Genomic DNA, 24,289 nt, shown 5'->3' on the forward strand with positions numbered 1-24,289 from the left:
CTTTGTCTCACTCCTTTGCGGCCTTGCCGGTCAGCCGGCGGCTGGCAAGGCCTCCTGCCGCGTCCAGCGGAATTCGGTGCCATCCACCCACATGCGGTGCATGATGACTGCCAGCCGGCGGGCGAGTGCGACGATCGCTTTTCGCAGACCGCACCGCTTGGCGACATTCATCGCCCACGCCTTCGGCCATGACCACTTCTTCACGCGCGTTAGCATCACTTGGGCGGCTTCATAAAGTAAGGTGCGCATCATCCCGTCGCCGCACAGCGAGACACGCCCGACGCGGTGGCTTTCACCCGATTGGTTGAGCGCCGGCGTCAGTCCCAGGATGGACCCGACCGTTTTGGAGTTTCTGAATCGCTGTGGAATGTCGATCGTGGCGGTATAAGCCAGCGCCACCACAGGACCGACGCCGGAGATCGTCATCAAGCGCCGACAGACCTCATCGTCCCGCACGATTCTCAGAAGTCTGCGATGTAGAACTGTAAACTGTTCTCGCAGCTTGCAGCGCGCCTCCAGCAGCGGCGTGACAATTTCGGCCAGTTCACAACGTCCTTCGACGAGCTCGCGAATCCGTTCCTCAAACTTGACGAGCCCGACGACTCCAACCTTGAGCCCAAAATTGCGCAACAGGCCGCGCAGGTCGTTCTCGATGGCGAGGGCCTTTTCCTGCAGCAGCTTGCGCGCCGTCAGCAGCGCGCGGCGCTTCTGGCTCGCCAACGTCTTCACATGCACCGGGCGGAACAGGTTGACGCGCATCATCTGCGCGATGCCGCGCGCATCGTTGCGATCCGTCTTGTTCGGCCGCGCCTTCAGGAACGCTTTCACATGACGCGTCTCGATGCAGATGACCGGCAACCCGGCGCACGCCAGCCCCTCGAAAAGCCATTGCGACATGGGCCCGGCCTCGAGGCCGATCCGCTCGATGTTCAAGGCAGGATCCTTCAGGACGGCGAGGAGATCGTCGGGGTGGCTGACGACCTTCACCTCGCGGCAAATCCTGCCGGATTCATCGACAATGCAAACGGCAGTCTCTTTCACCGCGACATCGAGGCCGATAAAGTACTTCATGCTGCGCTTCCTTTCCTGATGCTTGTGGCTGTTTGGACAGACCACGTTCTATCATCAGCTCGAAGCGCAGCACCTCCATCCATCGCCGCGAAGATGGGGCTCAAGCCGAATACCCCATCTGATTCAATCTTCGTTGTAAGAGGAGATTGAGTCGATGATGGGCGAGCAAAGTGTGATGCAGGAGGAGCTGTTCTATGGCTTCAGCCTGCAGCGGCATGTGCCGGCGGGCCACCTGCTCAGAGCGATCGACCGCTTCGTCGATCTGTCCGCCATCCGCCAGCATCTGGCGCCCTTCTACAGCCCGATCGGCCGTCCCTCGATCGACCCTGAACTGCTGATCCGGATGCTGATCGTCGGCTATTGCTTCGGCATCCGCTCGGAGCGCCGGCTGTGCGAGGAGGTACATCTGAACCTGGCCTATCGGTGGTTCTGCCGGCTTGGCCTCGAGGGTGATGTGCCGGACCACTCAACCTTCTCCAAGACCCGCCACGGACGCTTCCGCGATGCCGATCTGCTGCGCGAACTGTTCGAAACCGTCGTCCGACGCTGCATGGCAGAAGGCCTCGTCGGCGGCGAAGGCTTTGCGGTCGACGCCAGCATGATCGTCGCCGACGCGCAGCGTCAGCGCGGGATTGAAACAGCTGCGGAGCTCAATCCTGAGGCCAAGCGGGCCGTAGCCGAATACCTCGCCACCTTGGATGATGCCGCCTTCGGGGCCGCCACGCCGGTGGAGCCCAAGTTCGTCTCCCCTGTTGATCCCGCCGCGCGCTGGACCGCCGCTTGGGGTGGCCCAGCCGTCTATGCCTATTGCACGAACTATTTGATCGACGTGAAGCACGCCATCATCGTAGACGTGGAGCCCTCGACCGCGGTGCGCCAAGCCGAGGTGACGGCCGCCAAGACCATGATCGAACGGGCGCACGACGAGCTCGGCCTCTGGCCGGAGCGGCTGATTGCCGACACCGGCTACGGCTCGGCCGAAATGCTGAACTGGTTGGTGTATGAGCGCGGGATCGAGCCGCATATCCCGGTATTCGACAAGTCGAAGCGCAAGGATGGCACCTTCTCGCGCGACGACTTCACCTACGACCATAAGGCCGATACATACATCTGTCCTGGCGGGAAGACGCTCAGGCAGCGCCAGAAGACCTATCGGGTGCCACATCCTCTCGTCGACGAGAACGGCATGATGCGCTATCGCGCCAGCAAGCTGGATTGCGACGCCTGTGCCCTGAAGCCCAGCTGTTGCCCGAAGGAGCCGGCGCGCAAGGTGCTGCGCTCGATCCATGAGGGCGCGCGCGACATGGCCCGCGACATCGCAAAGACAGACGCCTACCAGACCTCACGCTATCAGCGGAAGAAGGTGGAGATGTTGTTCGCGCACCTCAAGCGCATCCTGAAGCTCGATCGATTGCGATTGCGCGGCCCCTGTGGTGCCCGCGATGAATTCCACCTTGCAGCCATCGCCCAGAACCTCAGAAAATTGGCCAAGATCTGCACCCTCGGAACACCCATCCGAGCCACTTAGGGCGAGGAGGTCGCGTCGACCTTAATCAAGACGCTTCGGTGCGAGTGGATCCACGGCTTCATCGCCGACTTCTTCAACACTATCCACATATAGCAGACTTTGGAGAAGTCGATGATGCCGCGGAGAACTCCGACCAGCTTCCGACCGGGCCGGTAGAGCCGCGCGGTCAGCACCACATCGGCTCTCGCCTTCAGCCGCAGCTCACCAGGGGCGCCCCGAGGCGTGATTCTGTCAACACGCGGCTGAACTCGTCATAGGGGGCGCGGGCGAGTAGCTCAGCCATTCGGCTTTCGCCCTCACAGATCCGGGCGGGCGGATTTCCCGCACCAAATGTGCTCGAACACATTTGGTTCGTAATGTGGCTTCGGTAGAGATGTGGCGTCGGCCGCCGCGGGCCAGAGGCAGCAGGCCGGTGAGGACGCGAGCGCCACATAACAAAGCGGGTTACAGGGACCGAAGGAAGTCCATCAGCGCCGGTTGATCACGCCATCGTTCTGGGATCTTGCCGAGACTCGGCGCCTCGCATTTTTCGAGCGCCTTAGCCTTGGTCTCGAAGTCGACTTCTGCATAGACGTTCGTGGTGTCCAGCGAGACGTGCCCGAGCCATCTGCGGACTGTGTTGATGTCGACGCCGGCGCGCAGGAGATGGGTCGCCGTGGTGTGGCGGATGGAGTGAGGGCTTACGGGCTTTCTCGCCAACGACGGCATTTTGGCGACGACCTTGAGGCCATAACGCTCGACGGCGGTATGGATCCCGAAGCGAGTGATGGGTTGGCCGCAGCGATTGAGGAAGACGGATCGGGGCTCCGTCAGCGACGAGTGCCCGTAACTCGACGACGGTGGCGGTCCACAATGGGCAGTATGGCTGCTTGCCGCCCTTGCCATGGATTTTGACGCTGGGGGCGTTCAGGTTTAGGTCCGCCACCTTGACGCCGACCGCCTCTGACGCTCTCGCACCTGTGTTGTAGAGGAACAGCAGCAGGGCGTAGTCGCGCCGACCCTGCTCCGTCCGCCGATCTGGAGTGGCGAGCAAGGCGTCGATCTCCGCCTTTTCGAGGTAAGGAACGACCGTCTGACCGGTCTTCTTGAACGGGATCGAACGAACCTGGCCCGACCATTCGATGTGCACGGGGCTATGCTCGCCGACAAAGCCAGCGAACGCCCGAACGGCGGCAAGACGTTGATTGCGGCTGGCGATCGAACATCCACGCGTCACTTCAATATCGGTCAAGAAAGCGCGGATTAGCTCGGCCGATAGATCGACGACATTCAGGCGATCAATAGACTTGCCGACCCGCTCCGCACGAGAGCAGGGGTTCAGCGTCCCCGATGAATGGGTGATCGAGGACGAAGGCTTCAGCGGCGCCAGCCTGCTGCGGCCCGGCTTGGAGCGGCTGCGCGACCTCGCGGCCGAGGGCCAAATCCAAGCGGTCTCATTCACGGGCCGGATCGGCTGAGCCGCAAGTATGCCTATCAGGTCCTTCTGACCGAAGAGTTCGCCCGCCATGGTGTCGAGACTATTTTCATCAAACCATGCCGGCACGCCGGAAGATCAGCTGATGCTGCAGTTCCATGGCATGATCACCGAGTACGAACGGCCCCAGATTCTGGACGCTACCGCCGCGGCAAGCGTCACCGCGCCAAAGCCGGCGAGGTCTCCGTGCTCGGTGGGGCGCCCTACGGCTATCGCGCCGTCAGGGTCTCGAACTCCGACCAGCCCATGCGCCGGCTTTTCTGGCTGCGCCGTCTCAGACACCGTAGCCATATCCGGCGCATTTGCCGATGGAATCCGCAGAGCGCTGGGTAGTTGTGCGGCCTGCCGTAGTAGCCGTAGTGTCCGCGCAGAACGGCGGCGAACCACATGTGCTGCGCAGCCATTGGCGCGTGCATGAGCCGCCAGGCATCCTGGCGCAGCGCCGTCAGCTTGCGCGTCAGGCGTTTCCCTTCCGTCTTGTGCTTCACGATGAACCGGCCATCCCCGGGTCCGCCCGCAGTAAGTGGTGAAGCCCAGAAGACGGAGGTCTCGGTTCGGACTGGCCCCTTCCCTCCACGCGTCTCGTTTCCTTCGACGCTTTCATTGCTATATGAACCAGTCCGACTCCCGACCTCAGCTCGGACGGCAACTCCGGCGGTGCCTTGCTGCTGTCCCCCGCTGAAGACCAATTCAGCAGACCCGGTCGGGCCTCTCACGTTCCGATGACTACCTTTCCACGCGTGATCCGGCAATCGACCCCGGCGGAGCGGCATCGTCTCGCGTAACGACGATGTGAAATGGGAACACTCGGTCTCCGCGAACATCCGCCTTTCGAGGCTCATTCCCGCCCCCGAATGGCTCCTGTCTACACTTCAGACCCGCGTTACCGCGACGCCCGCCAGACTCGACCCCGGCTTGCCCGCTACGGCTTGGGCCGGATGGGGACTTGCACCACAACTAATCATCAGTTTGGCATGACGTACTCCCATATCGTGGCGTGGAGCGGCAGCAAGCGGCTCTTGTGGAACTTGGTCTGTCGAATGATCAAGTCATCGAGTTGAGCGAGAGGGCTTCGGATGCGCATGCCATGGCGGCAATCAAGCCGAACAGCGTCTCGTCCATTAGCGATCGGATCGAACCTACCGGCTTGAGCAGGGCAGCCGCCTGCATCAGCGCGGCGATCTCGTCCGCGCTGCAGATATGCGGGGCTGCCGAGTGCCGCAGAAGATGGGTGCCTCGAGAGATATATGCGCCTGGGCGAGCTTTGATAAGTGAAGTCTTATGCTGCCATGACTGGTCGGGTTCTGGAACGTTCGCTTCACCGGCCACCTCCCTAGCCCGCTTCGGCGATAGCCGGCAAGCGGTGACAATCGGGCGGTTACCTTGCATCGCGTCTCACCCTGTCGCTGGTCTTCGAGGCGGTAGTCTCCATCGTCAGGGCAGCAGAAGCCGTCATCCGCTAATTACAAAGGATCAAGAATGACGTGCGCCGCCAAAAGCGAAAGCACGTCGACGAGGCCTGCAGGAGCATTTCGCGGATTCAGGCCTCCAAATACATCGCGCTGCATTGGCCGTCCGACACAGGGCAACGATAACCTACGTTATCTTATCCCCTGCCGCCGTACACAGCTATTGGATCGCCGAGGCTACCCGGTAGGGGTTCTTGACCTAGTCCGGGCCGACGCGAGGCTTCCACCAGTGCTCCGCCCCCCTGGACGTAGATGGGTGCATCCGTTAATGCGTCGGAGACGACGGTAAGCGGATCGTATGCAGAGTGGCGGAACTCCTTCGGGGTAGACTGCGCCAAATGGTAAATCGCTGCCTGTACTATCCCGCTTCCCCCTACGTCTTGAATGGTCATCGGCAATCCTGCCGTCACACACATATCCCGGGCGCGGCGTGCCTTTGTCAGACCACCCAGTCTCGAAATCTTGATATTGATCAAATCCGCTGCACTATCGGCGATAATCCGCATCACCACCTCAGGTGAGTCGATTATTTCGTCGAGTATCATTGGATGATCAGTCCGACGTCTCACCGCGAGGCAATCCTCGTACGAAGCACAAGGCTGCTCTATGTAGACGTCGAGATCGCGAATTTGTCGCATCACTCGCAGGGCCTGATCCCGTGTCCAACCGCGATTGCAGTCGGCGTAGTATTCCTCACCGGGTTCGGCCTGTTCGAGAATTGCCCGTATCCTTAACACATCTTCCGCGACATCTCCGCCCAACTTCACTGACAAACGCCGGTACCCTTTCTCACGCAAGGTCGCGGTCATTGCCAACATCTCTTCAATCGACCCTACCGTAGGGGCGCCCAAAAGATCTAATCCACCGTCGAACCTTCCGCCGAGAAGATCGCATAGCGGCATTCCCGTTGCTTTGCCGAGGATATCCCAACAAGCCATGTCGATTGCCGATTTTGCGTAGGGGTGACCAAGCAACAGATGGTCCATCAGATAGTTGATTCGATCGAGCTGGAGCGGATTTTCTCCAATGAGGTGAGGAGCTAATTCGTCAATGGCCGCTTTGGCCCCCTTTGCGAACGCCGGCAGATAATTCCCCCCCAGCGTTTGGAGTTCGCCCCATCCGATAATCGCGGCGTCACTCTCGATTGACACAATGGTGCTTTCGAAAGATGTCCATATCCGCCCACGCGACAGGCCGTAGCCTTGTGGATAAGGCGTCACAATCTCAAAAACTGATATGCGTTGTATCTTCATTGGGCATTTCCTCTTTGTTGGTGGCACAAAAAATCGATGCTGGCACGACATTTTTAGCGAAAAGGCACCGAGATCTCATGTTAGCTTGAATACGCCAGACCCATAGGAACTCACTGAAAAGGGCATGATTAGTTAGGGAACGGTTCGCCATCAATCTGCCCTTTCCTGGATGCTCGACGACCACATGCAGTGGCGATTCTGGACATGACAAAAATCAGTAGCAACGAAAGAACCAACGAAATTTCCGTCATACAAAATGTGCCTAACTTGCGCGGCAGCTCACCTGCACAGATGCACTTCGAAACTTCGACTATCGTCGCGTTGTTCTGCATGCCGATATCGCTCGGTCCATAGGAAGAACTCAGTTCTAGAGTTGTCGGTTGGGCGTCGATACTACCTCATCTGGTAGTTGACGCATCTGCTCATCCCCCCCCGAAAGCGCCTGCCTCAAAGCTTAGCGCCAACGGCTGGTAACCGGGGAAGATTTCCGGGCGGCGGGATTGATCGGGATAGGGGACGCCTCGCGGCGCAGCCCCTCCCCCAACACCGCGCATACGGATCACGTACCACGGCGGTTCGGCCGGATTAAGCTTAGGCAGAGACATAAAGACGGGGGAGACCGAGCGACTCGAAGGGGTGGTTGCGCAGGGCCTGTTGGACCGCCGGATGTCCTGACATGCGCCAGAATCCCGCCGGTGAACCGGCAGCAATCGCGGCCCGGAGCTTTGGCACGCCACGACGGCGCAGTTCCTTGTAGCGGTTGTGCCCGTTCCCCCATTGCCGCCAAAGATACATGCGTAATCTTCGGCGGGTCGGTGTCGAAGACCTGCACGGTTCGCTTCGACACCAACAAATACTCGGTCCTGTCGACGGCCGTCGGCCGCCCGGTCGAGATCCATGCCTATGCCGACAGGATCGTCATCCGCCAAGACGGCGTGGTCGTCGCCGGACATGCCCGCTCCTTCGGGCGCAACGAGACGGTCTACGATCCCTGGCATTACGTCCCTGTACTTGCCCGCAAGCCCGGCGCACTGCGCAACGGCGCGCTATTCCGGGGACTGGGCTCTGCCACCAGCGATGGAGCGTATACTGCGCAAATTGAAGGCGGCGCATGACGGCGATCGGCAGATGGTGTCGATCCTGGCCACGGTGTTGACCGACGGCATCGATGCCGTGGAGGCTGCCTGCCAGGAAACACTCGATCAGAATGTCTGCTCCGCCGCCGTCATCATCAACATCCTGGCGCGGCGGCGCGATCCGGCGCCGGCCGTGACCATCCTCACCCCGGACGCACTCCGCCTGCAGCACGAGCCGCAGGCCGACTGCGCCCGCTACGACATCGTCGGCACCGAAACCGGCAAGTCGCATCTGGCAATCGCCCTTGCCCGCGCCCTGATCCGCAACGGCTCACGTGGCCGCTTCTTCCAACATCGTCGATCTCGTCAACCGGCTCGAGACCGAGCACCGCGGCGGCAAGCAGGGCCGTATCGCCGATTACCTCACCCGTCTCGACCTCGTCGTGCTCGATGAACTCGGCTATCTCCCGTTCGCGCAGGCCGGCGGGCAATTGCTCTTCCACCTGATCAGCAGGCTCTACGAACGGACCTTGATCATCGTCACCACTAAGCTGGCGTTCGGCGAATGGCCCGCCGTCTTCCGTGACGCCAAGATGACGACAGCGCTCCTCGGCCGTCTCACCCATCATCGAGATCATCGAGACCGGAAACGAATCCTGGCGCTTCAAGAACCGCGCCTGATTACCCCATCAACTGCCAAGCGCTATCCGCGCTCGCCCGGACTGCGCAACCCTGACGAGCTCCGCCCGGGCGAACGCTGACCGTCGCGCCTTACATGGGGGTCAAAATTTGGACGCCGATTCGCCGGAATCTGGAGTGCGCCCCTGGGACCGGACAGGATCAAGCCGCAGTTTTGACCATCTGCCGGGCGTGTTGGTCCTCGAACTGTTGCGGGCTGAGATAGGCGAGCGCTGAGTGCAATCGGCGGGTGTTGTAAACCTTATCAATGAAGCGGGGAAGGTCCTCAGCGACGTCGGCGAAGGTTTCGTAGGCCATTCGGATAGACGGCTTCGACCTTCATCGTCTTCATGAAGCTTTCCGCTTTCGCATTATCGTAGGGATTGCCGCGCCGGCCCATTGATCCAATAAGATCGTGCTCGGCGAGAAGATTGGGGTAGAGGAGTGCGGCATATTGGGACCCTCGGTCCGAGTGATGGACGCAGCCCGGCGGTGGCTTTCGTCGTTCGATTGCCGCCTTCAATGCTGCAACGGTCATGGGCATCGATGATGAAGGCGACCCTGATGATATCTCCGTTCCAGCATCCGACCTCGAAGCCATCGGAACGCCAGCGCAGGTTCGAGCGCATGACGATGACCTTGCCGTCATGGACGCGGCCGGTCCTGCGGCCCCTGGCAAGCAGCATGCTGTTCTGGCGCATGATACGGAAGACGCGCTTGTGATTGACGGCCGGTTCGCCCGTCTTGGCGCGTTCCCTGTTCGTCAGGGCTGTGATGCGACGATAGCCATAGGTCGGGCGTTCGTCGATCAGGCGTCGAACCAGATCCAAGAGCCCATCGTCGTCGGGTTTGCGATAAGGCCCGCGCGGCTTCACCAGGCGATGCACCTTGTCATGGAGATGGGAACGCGCCACCCCGAGGGTCTCGGCAACGGCCTTCATCGGGAACCGTCCCTCGACTGCGACAAGAGCAGCAAGTTCGGTTTTTTTGACTTCGACCTGGCCAGCGCCTCCTTGAGGATCTCCACTTCCATGGTCTTGCGGCCGAGAGGCCGCTCGAGGTCGCGAACGCGCTCTTCAAGCCGCCGCACTTCCGAACTCCCGACCAGAGATTCGTCCGATCCCACCGCAGCCGCTCCGCCTTCCTTCAATAGACGACGCCAACAATACAAGAGATTTGGCGCTACGCCTCGTCGTCGGGCGACAGAGGACACGGTCTCGCCCGGAAGGAAACTCTCCTCGATAATCTGCAGCTTCTGTTCGGACGTCCAGGCGGCGCTGCGGCAGCGCGGCAATCGTCGTCAACCACAAGAAGGTCAGACGGTTGATGCGCGAGCATGATCCGCAGCCCAGGATCAGGGGGCGCTTCATCGCCACTACGGACAGCGATCACGAGTTGCCGATCTTCCCGAACCTGGCGAAGAACGTGAACACCCGACGGCCCGAACCAGCTCTGGGTGAGCGACATAACCTACGTGACGATTGCGGCGGGCTTCGTCTACGTCGCGGTCATGGATGCCTGGTCACGCAAGGTCGTTGGTTACGCCATCGGCCGGTCGATCGACGCGCGCTCGACCGCGAAATCATCGCATGGCATGCCGTCGTCGGATCGGGCATCAGCGGCAGCATGATCCGGGACATGATGCTGGAAGCTGTCGAGAGCAGGTTCGGCGCCCTCCAGTCGCCGGCGCCGCTCGAACGACCAAACTCTACCATGTCCCCGTCGTGAGCAGTGTTCGGGAGCTGCGTTGCGCGCCAACAAGAGGACTCAAGCGTGTCGCGATTTAAGGGATTCAGATTCCCCTTGATTTGAGTTCGTGATTCATTGCGGTTGAAAGGAGACCGCGATGGGCAAGCCGCTACCGCTTGAGTTGCGTCGGCGTGTTGTTGCGTATGTCGATGAGGGACATGGTCACCGCGATGCTGCACGCCATTTCCGCGTTTCGCCTCGCTTTGTGAACAATCTGATCAACCTGCGCCGGCAGACCGGTTCGCTTGAAGCGCGCCGGCAAGGCCATGTGGGAGGCGGGAAGCTTGAGCCGCATGCCGAGTTTGTCCGCTTGCGGTTGGTCGAGACTGGCGAACTGACACTGGATGAGCTTTGCATCGAGTTGGAGGGGCGTGGGGTGAGCGTGCACCGCTCCAATGTCGGGCGCCTGCTCCAACGCCTGGGGCTCAGTCATAAAAAAAACTCTACTGGCCAGCGAGCAGCAGAGGGCCGACGTGCGCCAGGCGCGTGAACTATGGATGGGGCGGAGAAAGCGCTTCTTCAACAAGGCTTTGCCGCGGCTGATCTTCATCGATGAGACGTCGACCAACACCAAGCTGACCAAACGCACCGGCTGGGCGCCGAGGGGCGAGCGCTTCAGGACGCATGCGCCATTCGGCAAATGGCAGACGCAGACCTTTATCGCCGGGTTGCGATGCCACGGTCGTGTCGCGCCATGGATCGTCAACGCGCCGATGAATGCCGCCATCTTCGAACGCTACGTCGAAACTCAGCTCGCTCCCGAACTGTCGCCCGGCGATGTCGTCATTCTCGACAATGTCGGCTTCCACAAGAACGAGCGCGCCGCGCAACTGGTTCGCCAAAAGGGTGCCTGGCTCCTGTTCCTGCCGCCGTACTCGCCCGATCTCAACCCGATCGAGATGGCCTACTCAAAACTCAAGGCGAGGCTGCGAAAGAAGGCGGCCAGAAGCTTCGATGCACTCTGCGAGGCTCTCGGCGATATCTGCCATCTGTTCGAGCCAACCGAATGCAGAAACTTCTTCAAAGCGGCCGGATATGAGGCCGATTAATCGCGACACGCTTTTCGTCGTGCAAGGCAGTCGTCCTTTTTGCTGATGCTCGGTCCGTATGCCGGGTACAGGGCCGTCTACGCGGTCGATGCAAAGCTGATCGCCGCAGGATGAGTTTCGGAGGTGAGATCTTCCTATGTTCGTTACGCAATCTGCTAAACGAGGCAGTTGCTCACGCTTCGCGGAATGATCTCAGCCACGTCCCGGCAGGGACGGTTCGTGCGTCCTGTAAGAATGCTATCAGTTGAATGGCCTGAAGAAATGGCGCAGGCGAACGTCTGCAGGATATCAGGCAGCGGCGGCGTTCCTCCGTGCGGATCGAACCGTCCGGAGCATCGCAATGTATGATCACCGCCAACTTGCGCGCCAGGGCTAGGGCCGCTCAGTCGAGCCGCCTTTTTGCTCCAACGCCTAGCGCGAGCAGCAGGCGAAAAATCGATGGCTTGCGTCTCCCTGCGGGAGCTCGATAATTCTGCTCTGTTGAGAGTCCGCATGAGGGGCAGTTTTGGCTCCATCGAACTGGCGCGTCCGGCTATCGGCCGTCCGAATCCCCTCAGAGCCTGTGCGGACTGTGGCGGGACCAGCGATCTGATGATGGGGTCGTCTAATCGCGATCGTTGAATCAAACCACCATTATTGTGACGGCGCAACGCTGGTCCGAGTTACTTCAGTGCGGGACATCGTGATCACACTTAGATGCCTTTCTCGTGTAATCGCCTTTATATCAATTACGGCGAACGGATTTCAACGATCTAGTGGTCGCGCAAGGAGTGCTAGCCATTCGTCGACTTCGACATAGCACCCGGATCTGATGCCGCATACGATGCAGGGGCCAGGCGACCGGATAGCCGTGGAATCGGCTGATGAAGAATCCATCGAATACAGAACGCCGATGAGATCTCCCCGCTTCACTTCATCCAACATCGAGCAGCGAGGTTCGAAGATGCCCGGTCCAGGCGATTTCAGTTCATCGGCCGGGCGCCGCGTTTGAAGTGTCTGGCTGGACTTCCGTTGACGGAAGGTTGGGTACTCAGCTTTTCCCTCGACCAGGCCGAGCGAGATCAGTGCGTTGCGTACTCCAGCTTCGTAGATCGCGAGAGCTTCGGAGCTGACATTGCCTCCGCCGAATTCAGCACAAACGAATACCTTGCCCTGGTTTTGAGCCAAGGTATCGAACATTCCAGCCGTACCTGGATGATCCCATACCAAAGTCAACGGTAATTGGAAGCCTTCCGCCATTCTCATCGTCCTGGCCATCAGATCGGGATCTGAAATGGGATGCGTCGTGGTCGATGGTGGAAAATCCCAGGCTGGCCCGAAGCTGTGCAGATCAAATACGGTGTCGGCCATCGGCAACAACAGGCGAGAGACGGCGTCTGCGATACGTTCAGTCACCGCCCCGTCGGAACGGCCAGGAAACACTCGGTTGAGGTTCAATCCATCGATCGGGGTATTGCGGCTGAATGCCTGCACGGCCGGCGGATTGAGCACTGGGACAACTATGATCCGTCCAGAGGCTTGCGCTTCGGGCAGCCACTCAAGAAGACGTCGCGCAACAAGCGGCCCTTCCAATTCATTGCCATGACAAGCGCCTGTGATAAGGAGCCGCGGTCCACCGCCTTTGTTCAGGCTGAATACCGGGAGCGAAAGAGCTTCGCAATCGGTTCCCTTGGGAACAACAAGATGCCCTTTGCTCACGCCAAGCTTTTCGAGATCAAACGTAAGATGCGGTGCTTCGCTCATGTTCAGCCATTATCAGGATCGGGGATACATTGCCCGAGTGAGGTTTCTGCGCTCTGCAAGTATGAGCCGAGCTATCTTGAATTTGCCAATATAATGTTTCGGACGGTACCATGTCAGATGGTCAGCGTCCGCTCCGCTGAACCCCCGCAGTTCCCAACACACTGGCCAGCCCTTTGAGATGTCGCACAGCTCTGATATACTGGGAGCCTAGAGGTCCCCATCGAGACTGGGCACCATGAATGCCTTATGCCGCTCTATCCTCGTGGTGGAGCCTGACGAGCACGGATCGCAGCCAGGCACGATCGCTTGGGCTGAGGAAGCCCGACACCTGATGCCGATGCTGCGGGCGTTCGACGGCTTCGTCCGACTACAGCCAACGTGCCCTCGCCCACTTGCCTCGTCCACCTAGAGCAGCCGCAAGGGGCGTCCTGGCGTCCTTCGCCAATCGACCTGTCAGCCTGCGGGTCTTCGAGCGCCATGCTGCCCGCTTCGGTCGGAGAGCCTCACGAGGGCAGCGTTTCTTCCCCCTCTCGATCTGGGGAAGCGCCCAGTTGGCCGTTGACAGGGCGAGATCAGGCCAGACTTGTTCTTGAACGGTCTCCGCTCCTCGCCATAGCTCATCCCCGCGGCCGATCAGCGGACGTGAAGTTCACGCTTGAAATTCGTAAGTATTTCACATCCCGCTTCAGTCACCCGGACCGTCTCACTTGTCCCTACGTCGGCAAAACCGAAAACCTTGACCAGAGAAGGAATGTGGAAGGTCATATTTGGACGCAGCTCTCGGGTTTCTCCGCGCTTAAAGGAAAGGATGTGGCCCTCGCCCCAATCCGGCGGAAAGCATACTCCGATCGAGTAGCCCGTTCTTTTGAATCGTCCCTCATAGCCGCCGTCCGTGACAGTGTTCGACCATACCTTCCAAACTTCCTCCAAGGGGCGCCCAGGTCGGATGGCCTCCAGCATGTTCTCTAGCGCTTTGCGGGAAACATCCTCCATGCGCTCTAATTCGCGGCTAACCGGTTTGACTACAATTGTGCGCATGAGGGCCGCACTGTAGCGACGGACAGTACCCGAAGGTTCCAACAATATCGGGTCGCCTTCTTGAATTTTCCTGCCAGCCCAAGTTGCGTGGGCGTAGCTGGTACGAACGCCTGACGCAACAAATGGCGGATAACCCGGATATTCGCTTCCGATGCTTGTCACGACGCGCTGAATTTCGGCAGCGATATCATTCTCGGTAGCGCCGACTAGAATCTGGTTCATGCCGGCCTCCATACCTGCTTCAACGATCCGGGCAGCCTGACGAATATAGTCAATTTCCAGGTCCGACTTCACCACTCGTGCGCCTTCGACGATCATCGATCCGTCCTGGACCCTCGCGCTCTGAAGTCCTTCTCTGATCTTTTCATAGTGGGCGATTGTCAAGAACCAACCGGTTTTCTCGATGCCAATGGTGGAGTTGGCGTAGCCCATGCTTCCAATCGTTTCCAGTAGGACCTCGATCGGCGATTCGTGGTCCATGTAACTGGAGCTGTCGGTGAGCCACGAATACGCTTTCACGTTCGTCTGCTCAATGGCGCGAGTTACAATATGCAGTTCGCCATTGCTTGGCACCAGCAAGAACTGGATGGCTGGATAACCCAATGTGTGATAGCCGCTAAGGTAATATATGTTTTCTGGAATACTGACAATCAGCAGATCCAATCCTCTATTCGCAATCTCCTGCCGAACAGCTTTAAGGCGTCGTTCAAACTCCGAAACCGGAAATGCAAGATCTTTTTCGATGGCGGCGTTGTCGATGCCTGAAACTTTCATCTAGTCCATCCTTGGTCGATCGAATTCATATGCCGGCGGGGGCGGCATTCCCCTGTTCTCGATCTACATGTCCCAAAAAAATAGCAGGTCTTTTAAGTCGTATGGTGCGAAGTATTCCTTTCGGCCTGCAGGAAAACAGCGTTTTCGGGCTTGATGTGCACGATATGTCCCCTCGACTCGGCGACATCAACTTCTTTGCTCGTTACTATGGGGCGCCGAGCCTGAAGACGCGAACGGCCCTTCCGACAGCATATGCAGCGCGTCTCGCGCTTCCAACGCCTCGTCCATCCGGCCTCGCGCACCTTTCTGCATCACGGCACATTCGTGCAGTCCACCCGGGGTTTGAAAGCCGAATGTCTTTGGGGGCAGCGCTAGTCGGTATACTCCTATCCTGGTATGGTGACGTTTTTTCAGGAATCGTGACGTCGAACAGCCCAAGCCGCCTAACCCCTCTCTCAGCGAATCTGCCAATGGGCCCTCAGCGCCACCAGAGCCACCGCCGATGACAATATAATCGAAAACCACTGCCAAACCTCCCCGTTAACGCTCTACCTGGACAAACTTGTGAGCACCTTCTCAGTTACACGGCGCTGACGATCAGGCCGAGGCCAGCCGCAGCCATCCCTGCGCCAGCCAGCCGCACGAAACCGCGAAAGCGCTGGCCCGGCAACAGCACCAAGCCGATGCTAGCGCTATGCAGGAGCATAGTCGCAAGAGCTAAGCCGGCGAGATATTCGAGGCCCCTGCTGTCTCGGGGATTTCAGTGCCGTGCGCGTGGCCGTGGAAGAACGCGAAGAGAGCAACGATGACCGCCCCTGCTGCGCTGGGCAAGTCTACCGCGGCCGCGACAAGCAGACCGAGCGTTACAATCGAGGCGAGAATGACGGGCGCGACCAAGGGAACTGGGATCCCAGCAATGCCCGCAGCGCCCCCACGAGCATAAGGCCGACGATGCTGCCGGCCATGCCCACAAAGCGCGTCCACCCTTCACGGCGTTACTGCAAACGGCGGGCCAAGCCCACATGGGGATGCCGCGGATTGCTTTCTGCCGCAGATCAACTCCGGCCGCCCTGGTAGGGGACAAGGCGACGATGCCGACAAGGGCGATCGAACCGTTGCAGGCCGCCGGCATCACCCGAGAGATCCCGTCAGTGCCCAGGCCCGGCGTCCCGCGCGCCTACAACTGACACCTCTACAGGAGCGCCACCTCATCGAGAACTTCTCCCGTAAGTTAAGCTGTTCCTCGCTACACGCCGCGATACGCGACGCCAACAACGTTGTCGAGACGACGCCGATGTTGGTTGCGGAAGATTCTTCTGATTTTGCGAAGCTCCGCCCGGGCGCTACAACTCCAATGGAGATATCGCCGGCTTGCCCCACTCAACATACGACTTCAACGACGAAGCAATTCCGTTTGGGACCTTGTTCTGGACAAGCTTGTAGAGACACGCCCTCCGCCAACTTGTTGCGGGACAGGTCGCGGATCAGGTGCCGCGCTTCCGTGCCCTGATCCGGCTCGCTCTGCATGTCGTTGTGGAAGACGGCTCGAGCAGACCACGGCCGACGTTGGTAGCGCCTGCGGTTGCGCACCCAAGCTCCAACGTTAGGCCGACGCGGATCGCGCACAAATAATCACCCTTGCGACGCTATAGTCACTCGCGAGGAGCGTTCCGAAGGTTGCGCGCCCTCGGGACAAAACGCCGGTTTCCTGCGCCAACTCGGCGTAATTCGCGAAAATGGCTCTCTGCTCCTGCTAGTTTGATTCAGCAAGCCCTAAGATGCTTGCTGAAAAACCGCGTAGTCCACTGTCAGTGAAAATCGTGCCACAACTGCTGAACTGGGAGGACTTAGATGAATAAGAGCCTATACGACGAATGCAGGACTGCCCCCCCAAGGCGAGCAATCCTAAGGGCAATGGCGGCGCTTGGCGTCGCAACCTTGGCAATGGTGACGTTTGCCGGCTCGGCTTCCGCGCAGTCGCTGCTCGATAAGATCAAGAAGGGAGAGACGGTTCGGATCGGCTTCTCCAACGAGGTTCCCTGGGCCTATCCCGGCGAGAACAACGAGCCGCTCGGCTTTGTCAATGGAATGACGCTCGACATTCTGAAAAAGCTGGGCACGACCAAAGTCGAGCCAATTGTTACCGAGTGGGGCTCACTCATCCCCGGCCTCCAGGCAGGCCGTTTCGACATTATCACGGGCGGCATGTACATACTGCCGGAGCGCTGCCGAAATGTGCTGTTCACCGAACCGATTGGCAAGTTCCCGGACGCGCTGATTGTTCCCAAAGGCAATCCAGAGAATCTGCATACCTACCTGGATGTGCGCGATAAGGGCCTGACCATGGTCACCGGCGCCGGCTATGAATCAGTGCCGGCCGCAAAAAAACTTGGTATTCCCGACGACAAGGTCCTGCAGGTTGCCGGACCGGTCGAGATCGTGCAAGCTGTGAAGGCCGGCCGTGCCGCCGTAGGTTCAGGCGACTACTTTACTATGAAGGAGTTCGTGGACAAGGACGCCAGCCTCGAGCTAGTGCCAGGCCCCCTGGTCCCAGGAGCGCGCATCCTTTCTTCCGGACTCGCCTTCCCGCTTGATGAGCAGGCTACGGTTGATGCTTTTAACGCCGTGCTGAAGGACTACGTCGGCTCAGACCAAATGATGATGACTGTCGGTAAATATGGCTACAGTAAAGTCAATCTGCCGGACAGCACTAAGGCTGCGGAATACTGCAAGAGCTAAGTTCCGGGACGGTCAACCACGAAATTAGATAGGCTCCCCGGCTTAATTCCGGGGAGCTCCAGCCTCCGAAGATTCCGGGCAAGTACTTGCCCTGCTCGATGGTCTGAACCGCAAGATATGGTTGGTAACTCACGCTCAAATTGCCACAACGACGCCACCGGCAATACGGGCCGGCTCAGTGGACGGTCAGCATCAAGCGACAGAGCCTCAGTCCTGCCGCTGAGAGGCGGTCGCATTTTTCTGTCGGACGATCTTGCTGCACCAACGCCCAAAAACAGTCGGCGCAATGATGTTGGGTAGCGATGAAAGTCAGCTTCAGCCAAGCGCCTCGATTGGACCGATACAGCTCAGTTCCAGCGTGACGCCTTGCGGGGATGAAAGCGGGTTCCTGATGCAGGCCAATGAACGCGGTATTGTGCGCCATGGGCGAGATAACGCTGAGTTCCTGCGCACAGGTATGCTCCATCGAGGCTAACCGGCGCATCGCTCGGGTTACATTGGAATCCGGCACTAGGCCGTTCGATGTCATATATTGGCGCGCCTGAAGCATATGCGGGCAGCCAATTCCAAGGAGTTCGCCCGTATGAATACTCAAGTCACACCTACAAAAGACGCAAGCCTCGCGCTCTTTGACCGCTTGGAATCTGAAGTGCGTAGCTACATCCGGCTATATCCGGTCCTGTTCGATCGGGCGGTTGGTACCACCTTGATCGCTGCGGACGGGCGGGAATATCTCGACCTCTTCTCGGGGGCAGGTGCCCTCAATTATGGGCACAACAATCCCATATTTAAAAAGGCATTGCTGGATTACATCGAGCGCGATGGGATTATGTTCTCGCTTGACCTTGCCACAACTGCGAAGAAGGCGTTCATCGAGGCTTTTGAGCGGTATGTTCTGAAGCCCCGTGGCTTAACGTATAAACTGCAGTTTCCTGGCCCGACGGGAACCAATGCAGTCGAGGCGGCGCTAAAGCTGGCTCGCCAGGTGACAAAAAGGACGAACATCGTCTGCTTCACAAACGCTTTCCATGGGGAGAGTACCGGGTCGTTAGCAGTGACCGGGAACAAAGAGCACCGTACCGCGGCGGGCTTTCCTCTCGCTAACGTTACCTCGCTGCCATACGAGGGGTATCTCGGCGCTTCAGTCGACACGATCGACTACTTTGAGAAGCTGCTCGACGACCCAAACAGCGGCCTCGATAAACCTGCCGCAGTCATCTTGGAAGCGATCCAAGGCGAAGGAGGCATAAATGTTGCTGGCGTTGGATGGCTCCAGCGGCTACGTGAGCTGACGTCACGGCACGGGATTTTGATGATTCTTGATGACATTCAGGCCGGTGTGGGTCGCGCTGGTAGCTTCTTTAGTTTTGAAGCGGCTAAGATCGTGCCGGACATTATCACTCTGTCCAAATCCTTGTCGGCGGTAGGAACCGCAATGGCCCTGGTTCTCATAAAGCCCGAGTTCGATATTTGGGCGCCTGGCGCACACACTGGCACGTTCAGAGGCAACAATCTTGCTTTCGTGACTGCTCGTGCGGCTCTCGAGACCTACTGGTCCGACTCCAAGTTTGAGGACGAGATCGCTCGCAAATCTGCAATCTTGGCTGAGGAACTGAATGCAATTGTTGACGATTTCCCTGCCCTTGGCTTTGGTGTCCGAGGCTGCGGATTGATGTATGGTCTCGTGTCGCTCAAGCACCCCTCGCTGCCGGTCCTCATAGCACAGGAAGCTCTCCGTCGCGGCTCGCTCATGGAGACAGCCGGGTCGCGCGGTGAGGTGCTTAAGTTCATGCCGGCCCTCACAATCGACGAGGCTGACCTGCGTCGTGGCGTAGCGATAGTTCGTGAGAGCATCAGGACGGTGCAAGGGAGTGTGGCGGCAAGCCTGGTAGAGTAGCAGCGCCTCCCAAGTAAACAGATGCCCTCAAGCGGGACAGCCGTAAATTCGCATCGGGCAGCTATGGGGCGCCGTCGGCCGCCTCTCTGGGGAAGCACATCACAGAGCAGCTGCGGCGGCCCCGCATCCATCAACCCGAAGGGACGGCCGCAGAGTGCTACGGAGTTTCCGACTCCGTCACCTCCCAAGGCGTACCGGCCCGGCAGGAGCTTTAAGCTAGGCTCCTGCCGGGCACCCTCTGACTGCGCCGATTAGGAGCGGCGGATAATTCTTCGCAGCCTGCGTACCTCGTTGCTGATTTCCGGGCTGCGTCCACATTGTGGCCTCCGGCAATTCGGGACTTTTATTCTGAGCTCGAAAGCGGCGGCGGATGTGTGCGTCAAGGTCTGCAAAAAGTGGCGGCCATGGAATTGGTCATGCGGCGTGGCGCAGCGCGAGTTTCTTTTGTTCGGTGGCCGTCCATGTTTCAGGGTAACTATGGCTGTTCATCCACGAATTCATATAGAAGGTTGGAGACTAACGACGCCATCCACCTAGCAAGGTTCGAAGGGCTTCCTAGACTTCGGTCTGAAAATGTCGTCCTGAATACGTTCGAATTTCTGCGATGCTGATGCCGTTTTCGGGGGAATGCGGCTCGCAAGCGAACAACTCTGCTGTCAATCAATACACCCAAAAGCTAATCTTATGTCTGACTTCAACCGGTGACGGCCATTGGGAGGAAACGCGGCATGCGACAGGCCTAATGCCCAATGTCGCGCGAACGCCGCGTCTGTAAAGGGGAGGACCACCGAGGTGGGTCCTTTAGCCGATAAAAATTGAAGCGAGCTAGCAGGCCCAATTCAACGATCGGGCGTAATTCGTCATTGCACTCCGGTGCTGTCGCGACAAGTTTGCCGCAGAATGAGCACACCAATTGCGGAGGCACGCAGGAGCATGGACGAGGTGACGAACACCCGCCGTGGTTTCTGCGGAGCAGTGGACCGGCTCTGCACATTCTCGGCGTTACATTTGCCAACGGGAGATGAATTCAATGGATGGCGACAGCCGAAAGGTTCTTGTTACCGGTGCCAGTAGAGGGCTGGGCTTCGCGATTGCTAAAAAGTTGTTGGAAGATGGCGCGCGAGTGGTGATCTGTGGTCGCGATCAGTCGAGATTGGATTTAGCGGTTGCTGAATTGCTTTCGAAATCGCCATTTGCTCATGGTATCGTTGCAGATCTATCGCGGCGCTCCGACGTTGATATCTTGTTCGACCACGCAGTCGAATTTATGGGAGGTATTGATTGCCTCATCGTTAATTCCGGCCACGCGCCTTACGGAACCATCGATACATTAAGTGACCGAGATTGGGATGACACCTACGATCTTTTGCTTATGAGTGCAGTTCGACTTTCGCGAGCTGCAGCTAAGGTGATGAGAACGGCTGAATCTGGAGGGGATATTATCTACTTGACGACGACCGGCGTTCACGAAGTTTCTGATCAGAGAGTTGCATCGAATGTTATGCGAGCCGGAATAGCAGTACTGGCCAAGCATCTTTCTGATTCCGTTTCAGGAACCGACATTCGTGTTAATGTGGTAGCGCCAGGGTATTTCGATACAGGAAGGATACGACGGAGAATAGACGACCTGATGGAAAACGAGGGAATCGATAGACCTTCCGCCACCGCTAGGATTGCCGCCGCCAATCCATTAGGGCGTATCGGAACGGCCAATGAGCTTGCGGAACTAATCGCATTCATTGTAAGCGATCGAGCAAGGTACCTGAACGGGACCACGATTACGATCGACGGGGGCAGCAGCCGCCTGGTTCTCAGCTGACATGGGCCATTGCGTCGCGCGATCAGATCGGCTCGACCATTGCCACTATTTGACTTGCCTGATCGCGCTGTTGATCGTCTCGTTCGTTGTCCGCCGCCCAGCTTTTCGGCCGCGGAGGTTGAATGCAGGGATACCTTAAACAGGATGCGTGACTTCCAGTTTCCAGGCCGCTCGCCGGTCCGTGCCACCGAGGCAATGGCCGCGACCTCGCACCCGCTCGCCACACTTGCCGCCATCGAGATGCTGCGCTCTGGCGGCAACGCCATGGACGCCGCCGTCTGCGCGGCCGCCGTGCAGGCAGTCGTCGAGCCGCAATCGACCGGCATCGGCGGCGATTGTTTTGTCTTGCCCGAAGGGCGATGCGAACGTGCTTGCCTTCAACGGCTCCGGCCGCGCGCCCAAGGCCGCGACGGTCGACTGGTATCTGGACAAGGGGTTCGGCGAACTACCTAAACAGGGGCCGCATGCGGTCAGCATTCCGGGCGCCGTAGACGCCTGGTGCCGGCTCCTGGAGGATCATGGCAGCAAGGGAATCGCCGACGCGCTTGCTCCGGCCATCCACTACGCGGAAAACGGCTATTTTGTCCACGACCGCGTCGCTTTCGACTGGCAGGATTCTGAGACCGATCTGTGTGCCGACGAAGTGGCCGCGCGTATTTTCCTGGCGGGCGGCAAGCCGCCTAAGGCGGGCGACGTGCATCGCCAGCCGGACCTCGCGCAGACGCTGCGCTTGATTGCGAAGAACGGGCGTGTCGGCTTCTATGAAGGCGCCGTCGCGGAGGATCTGGTCGGCAGGCTGCGGCAGCTCGGCGGCCTGCACACGCTCGACGATTTTGCCGCGACGAAGGGCGATTACCGGACTGCGGTCAGCACGTCCTATCGTCCTATCGCGGTTACGACATCCATCAGATGCGGCCGAACAATCAGGGCCTGACCGCGCTGCTGATGCTGAACGTGCTCTCCGGCTTCGACCTGGGCAAGCTCGACCCGAACGGCGCAGAGCGCCTGCATCTGGAGATCGAGGCCGGGCGGTTGGCCTACCGTGACCGCGACAACCTCATTGCCGACCAGGACCACGTCGCAGTGCCTGTGAAGGAGCTTCTTTCCGCTGCTTATGCCGACCGGCTGCGCGCCGCGGTCGATCCCGAGCGCGCCATGACCGATCTGCCGCGCCTCGACTGCCGGGCAGCGACACGGTCTATATCAGCGTTGTCGACCGCGACTTGAATGCGGTGAGCTTTATCAACTCGACCTATATGATTTCTTCGGCAGTGGGGTCGTCGGGCCGAAGACCGGCATTGTACTGCAGAACCGCGGCTCAAGTTTCCGGCTGGATCCGAAGCATCCGAACGCAATAGCGCCCGGCAAGCGGCCGATGCACACGATCATGCCGGGCATGATGACGAAGAATGGTCGCGCTGTAATGCCTTTCGGCGTCATGGGCGGTGCCTACCAGCCCTTTGGCCACGTGCATCTACTGACCAGTATGATTGACTTCGGCATGGACCCGCTGCTGGCGATCGATACGGCACGCGTGTTTTACAATCATAATGTCGTAGAAGCTGAGCGAGGTGTTCGCGCCGGCGTGATCGCAGGCTTGCTCCAGCGCGGCTACCAAGTTGTCGAGGCGCAACACCCGCTGGGTGGCGGGCAGGCGGTGCTCATTGACTGGGCGAAGGGGACTCTCACCGGCGCTTCCGACCCGCGCAAAGACGGACTCGCTCTCGGCTATTAAATTGCCTTGCTGGACCGTCTAGGGCCCTGTCCATTATCACTATTTCTCTGATCTGGCCCATTTTCTTGCGGCCCGGCGGCAAAAATGCGCGGGCCGATGCGCCGATCGACGGGACAACTCTGTCAGAGTGCCAGCATGAGCCTGCTCGGCTTGAACGACTTTGGCTGTAGCCCTGGTGATCAGGGGCGCTTGCCCGACTCAAGAACCAACCCTGTCGAGGATAGGCCGGAGCTGGCCCTGTCAATATACCGAAACAGGCGCGGAGCTCGTGTTCGACGTTCGAGCGTCGCCTTGGGATGCGGGCACCCACTTTGAGACTGGTCGAACTTGACTTTGCCCAGAGGGCAAAAGGCCGGCCTGAGCCTACGACGCTTCCAGCACCGCACTTAAGAACTGACGCGTCCGTTCATTCTGCGGGTCGCATAATAGCTGGTCGGGCGGGCCCTGTTCGACGATCTTGCCGCCGTAAAAGAAACAGACGCGGTCGGAAAATTCCTTAGCGAATCCCATTTGGTGCGTAACCATCAGCATTGTCAGGTCATGCTCGGCGCCCAGCTTGCGGATGACGTTGAGCACCTCTCCGACCAACTCTGGATCCAGCGCCGAAGTCACCTCGTCGAATAGCAACACCTTGGGCCGCATGGCCAGGGCACGGGCGATTGCGACGCGCTGCTTCTGCCCGCCAGAAAGCTGAATCGGAAAGTGCTTCTTCTTGTCCGCGAGCCCCACCATGTCGAGCAGTTCAGCCGCTCGAGCCTCCGCCGCCTGTTTAGAGAGCCCAAGCACGGACACCGGCGCTTCCATGCAGTTCTGCAGTGCTGTCAAGTGCGGGAAGAGGTTAAAGTGCTGAAACACCATACCTATCTTGCCGCGCACTCGCCTAAGATGACGGTCGCTTGCCGGGACCATGTGGCCGTTCTTTTGCATGTGCGTGAGTGGCTCTCCGTCGACCCAGATCACGCCTCCATTAATGCGTTCCAGCGTCATCAGCATGCGCAGCACGGTGGTCTTGCCCGAGCCCGAAGGGCCAATGATGGTGACCTTCTCATTGCGGGCGATGTCGAGATTGAGTCCGTCCAGAACTGTGAGCGCGCCGTAGCGCTTTGTGACGTTGTCGAAACGGACCATAGGTTGCTTCACCGCTCTCTCGTTTCTCGCCGAACCTTGGTTAAGTTCGTCTAGCACCCCGTTGCGCCC

14 protein-coding genes and 8 pseudogenes are annotated in these 24,289 nt (G+C 59.2%); 11 read left to right on the plus strand and 11 right to left on the minus strand.

The window, feature by feature from the left end; translation table 11 throughout:
* Positions 1 to 30 precede the first annotated feature (30 nt).
* Positions 31 to 1,071 carry an IS110 family RNA-guided transposase gene (locus AC1D1L_RS25880; protein ID WP_477344185.1) on the minus strand — a complete coding sequence of 347 codons (1,041 nt, stop codon included), beginning with the start codon at positions 1,069 to 1,071 and terminating at the stop codon, positions 31 to 33.
* Between the two features lie 154 nt (positions 1,072 to 1,225).
* Here AC1D1L_RS25880 and AC1D1L_RS25885 point away from each other — a divergent pair, with 154 nt between their 5' ends.
* On the plus strand, positions 1,226 to 2,599 hold the full coding sequence (locus AC1D1L_RS25885) for a transposase (RefSeq protein ID WP_477344186.1): 1,374 nt from the start codon (positions 1,226 to 1,228) through the stop codon (positions 2,597 to 2,599).
* 444 nt (positions 2,600 to 3,043) lie between these two features.
* On the opposite strand, the gene AC1D1L_RS25890 is transcribed toward AC1D1L_RS25885, so the two are convergent.
* From AC1D1L_RS25890 to AC1D1L_RS25910, 5 genes and pseudogenes are all read right to left on the minus strand, one after another.
* Complete coding sequence (locus AC1D1L_RS25890) at positions 3,044 to 3,484, minus strand: tyrosine-type recombinase/integrase (RefSeq protein WP_477344230.1); 441 nt, start codon at positions 3,482 to 3,484, stop codon at positions 3,044 to 3,046.
* Positions 3,438 to 4,106, minus strand: a pseudogene (locus AC1D1L_RS25895) (tyrosine-type recombinase/integrase); the annotation flags it as partial. The pseudogene AC1D1L_RS25895 and the gene AC1D1L_RS25890, both read right to left, overlap by 47 nt.
* Positions 4,107 to 4,282: 176 nt before the next feature.
* Complete coding sequence (locus AC1D1L_RS25900; RefSeq protein WP_477344187.1) at positions 4,283 to 4,561, minus strand: hypothetical protein; 279 nt, start codon at positions 4,559 to 4,561, stop codon at positions 4,283 to 4,285.
* 556 nt (positions 4,562 to 5,117) lie between these two features.
* Positions 5,118 to 5,402: a hypothetical protein gene (locus tag AC1D1L_RS25905; RefSeq protein ID WP_477344188.1), complete on the minus strand. Its 285-nt coding sequence runs from the start codon at positions 5,400 to 5,402 to the stop codon at positions 5,118 to 5,120.
* Positions 5,403 to 5,679: 277 nt separating this feature from the next.
* Positions 5,680 to 6,795 carry a mandelate racemase/muconate lactonizing enzyme family protein gene (locus tag AC1D1L_RS25910; RefSeq protein WP_477344189.1) on the minus strand — a complete coding sequence of 372 codons (1,116 nt, stop codon included), beginning with the start codon at positions 6,793 to 6,795 and terminating at the stop codon, positions 5,680 to 5,682.
* An 812-nt stretch (positions 6,796 to 7,607) separates the two neighbouring features.
* Between AC1D1L_RS25910 and AC1D1L_RS25915 the strand changes: the two are divergent.
* Together AC1D1L_RS25915 and AC1D1L_RS25920 are read left to right on the plus strand one after the other, a co-directional pair.
* Positions 7,608 to 8,133 (plus strand): annotated as a pseudogene (locus AC1D1L_RS25915) (Mu transposase domain-containing protein); the annotation flags it as partial.
* 6 nt (positions 8,134 to 8,139) lie between these two features.
* Positions 8,140 to 8,552: pseudogene (locus AC1D1L_RS25920) on the plus strand (ATP-binding protein); the annotation flags it as partial.
* Between the two features lie 159 nt (positions 8,553 to 8,711).
* Here AC1D1L_RS25920 and AC1D1L_RS25925 read toward each other — a convergent pair.
* Positions 8,712 to 9,843 (minus strand): annotated as a pseudogene (locus AC1D1L_RS25925) (IS3 family transposase).
* A 272-nt stretch (positions 9,844 to 10,115) separates the two neighbouring features.
* On the opposite strand from AC1D1L_RS25925, the pseudogene AC1D1L_RS25930 reads away from it, so the two are divergent.
* From AC1D1L_RS25930 to AC1D1L_RS25940, 3 genes and pseudogenes are all read left to right on the plus strand, one after another.
* Positions 10,116 to 10,247 (plus strand): annotated as a pseudogene (locus tag AC1D1L_RS25930) (IS3 family transposase); the annotation flags it as partial.
* 148 nt (positions 10,248 to 10,395) lie between these two features.
* A complete protein-coding gene (locus tag AC1D1L_RS25935; RefSeq protein WP_477344190.1) occupies positions 10,396 to 10,788 on the plus strand; it encodes a transposase in 393 nt (130 codons plus the stop codon).
* A gap of 7 nt (positions 10,789 to 10,795) precedes the next feature.
* Positions 10,796 to 11,347: an IS630 family transposase gene (locus tag AC1D1L_RS25940; protein WP_477344191.1), complete on the plus strand. Its 552-nt coding sequence runs from the start codon at positions 10,796 to 10,798 to the stop codon at positions 11,345 to 11,347.
* Positions 11,348 to 12,091: 744 nt separating this feature from the next.
* On the opposite strand, the gene AC1D1L_RS25945 is transcribed toward AC1D1L_RS25940, so the two are convergent.
* Positions 12,092 to 13,090, minus strand: coding sequence for a succinylglutamate desuccinylase/aspartoacylase family protein (locus AC1D1L_RS25945; RefSeq protein WP_477344192.1), 999 nt, complete (start codon positions 13,088 to 13,090; stop codon positions 12,092 to 12,094).
* Positions 13,091 to 13,370: 280 nt separating this feature from the next.
* Here AC1D1L_RS25945 and AC1D1L_RS25950 point away from each other — a divergent pair.
* Positions 13,371 to 13,560, plus strand: a pseudogene (locus AC1D1L_RS25950) (IS21 family transposase); the annotation flags it as partial.
* Between the two features lie 163 nt (positions 13,561 to 13,723).
* On the opposite strand, the gene AC1D1L_RS25955 reads toward AC1D1L_RS25950, so the two are convergent.
* Both AC1D1L_RS25955 and AC1D1L_RS25960 read right to left on the minus strand, forming a co-directional pair.
* The gene (locus AC1D1L_RS25955) at positions 13,724 to 14,902 is read right to left on the minus strand and encodes a M24 family metallopeptidase (RefSeq protein ID WP_477344194.1); all 1,179 of its coding nucleotides are present in this window, start codon (positions 14,900 to 14,902) and stop codon (positions 13,724 to 13,726) included.
* Between the two features lie 580 nt (positions 14,903 to 15,482).
* Positions 15,483 to 15,886 (minus strand): annotated as a pseudogene (locus AC1D1L_RS25960) (HupE/UreJ family protein).
* A 930-nt stretch (positions 15,887 to 16,816) separates the two neighbouring features.
* On the opposite strand from AC1D1L_RS25960, the gene ehuB reads away from it, so the two are divergent.
* From ehuB to ggt, 4 genes and pseudogenes are all read left to right on the plus strand, one after another.
* Positions 16,817 to 17,641 (plus strand): ectoine/hydroxyectoine ABC transporter substrate-binding protein EhuB, encoded by an 825-nt coding sequence (ehuB, locus tag AC1D1L_RS25965; protein ID WP_477344195.1) that lies wholly within the window; start codon positions 16,817 to 16,819, stop codon positions 17,639 to 17,641.
* A 583-nt stretch (positions 17,642 to 18,224) separates the two neighbouring features.
* Positions 18,225 to 19,538, plus strand: coding sequence for a diaminobutyrate--2-oxoglutarate transaminase (gene ectB / locus AC1D1L_RS25970; protein WP_477344196.1), 1,314 nt, complete (start codon positions 18,225 to 18,227; stop codon positions 19,536 to 19,538).
* A 1,030-nt stretch (positions 19,539 to 20,568) separates the two neighbouring features.
* Positions 20,569 to 21,357 (plus strand): SDR family oxidoreductase, encoded by a 789-nt coding sequence (locus AC1D1L_RS25975; protein ID WP_477344197.1) that lies wholly within the window; start codon positions 20,569 to 20,571, stop codon positions 21,355 to 21,357.
* 144 nt (positions 21,358 to 21,501) lie between these two features.
* Positions 21,502 to 23,092, plus strand: a pseudogene (gene ggt, locus AC1D1L_RS25980) (gamma-glutamyltransferase).
* A gap of 363 nt (positions 23,093 to 23,455) precedes the next feature.
* On the opposite strand, the gene ehuA reads toward ggt, so the two are convergent.
* On the minus strand, positions 23,456 to 24,232 hold the full coding sequence (gene ehuA, locus AC1D1L_RS25985) for an ectoine/hydroxyectoine ABC transporter ATP-binding protein EhuA (protein WP_477344232.1): 777 nt from the start codon (positions 24,230 to 24,232) through the stop codon (positions 23,456 to 23,458).
* Positions 24,233 to 24,289: the final 57 nt, after the last annotated feature.

This window comes from Mesorhizobium sp. P2_D6, from assembly GCF_056404315.1.

Bases quoted from the DNA above. Each gene is read 5' to 3' on its own strand.
- AC1D1L_RS25890 (WP_477344230.1), bottom strand. From the start codon at position 3,484: ATGGCAAGGGCGGCAAGCAGCCATACTGCCCATTGTGGACCGCCACCG.
- AC1D1L_RS25880 (WP_477344185.1), bottom strand. From the start codon at position 1,071: ATGAAGTACTTTATCGGCCTCGATGTCGCGGTGAAAGAGACTGCCGTT.
- AC1D1L_RS25935 (WP_477344190.1), top strand. From the start codon at position 10,396: ATGGGCAAGCCGCTACCGCTTGAGTTGCGTCGGCGTGTTGTTGCGTAT.
- AC1D1L_RS25910 (WP_477344189.1), bottom strand. From the start codon at position 6,795: ATGAAGATACAACGCATATCAGTTTTTGAGATTGTGACGCCTTATCCA.
- AC1D1L_RS25955 (WP_477344194.1), bottom strand. From the start codon at position 14,902: ATGAAAGTTTCAGGCATCGACAACGCCGCCATCGAAAAAGATCTTGCA.
- AC1D1L_RS25885 (WP_477344186.1), top strand. From the start codon at position 1,226: ATGATGGGCGAGCAAAGTGTGATGCAGGAGGAGCTGTTCTATGGCTTC.
- ehuB (WP_477344195.1), top strand. From the start codon at position 16,817: ATGGCGGCGCTTGGCGTCGCAACCTTGGCAATGGTGACGTTTGCCGGC.
- AC1D1L_RS25940 (WP_477344191.1), top strand. From the start codon at position 10,796: ATGGGGCGGAGAAAGCGCTTCTTCAACAAGGCTTTGCCGCGGCTGATC.
- AC1D1L_RS25975 (WP_477344197.1), top strand. From the start codon at position 20,569: ATGGATGGCGACAGCCGAAAGGTTCTTGTTACCGGTGCCAGTAGAGGG.
- ectB (WP_477344196.1), top strand. From the start codon at position 18,225: ATGAATACTCAAGTCACACCTACAAAAGACGCAAGCCTCGCGCTCTTT.
- AC1D1L_RS25945 (WP_477344192.1), bottom strand. From the start codon at position 13,090: ATGAGCGAAGCACCGCATCTTACGTTTGATCTCGAAAAGCTTGGCGTG.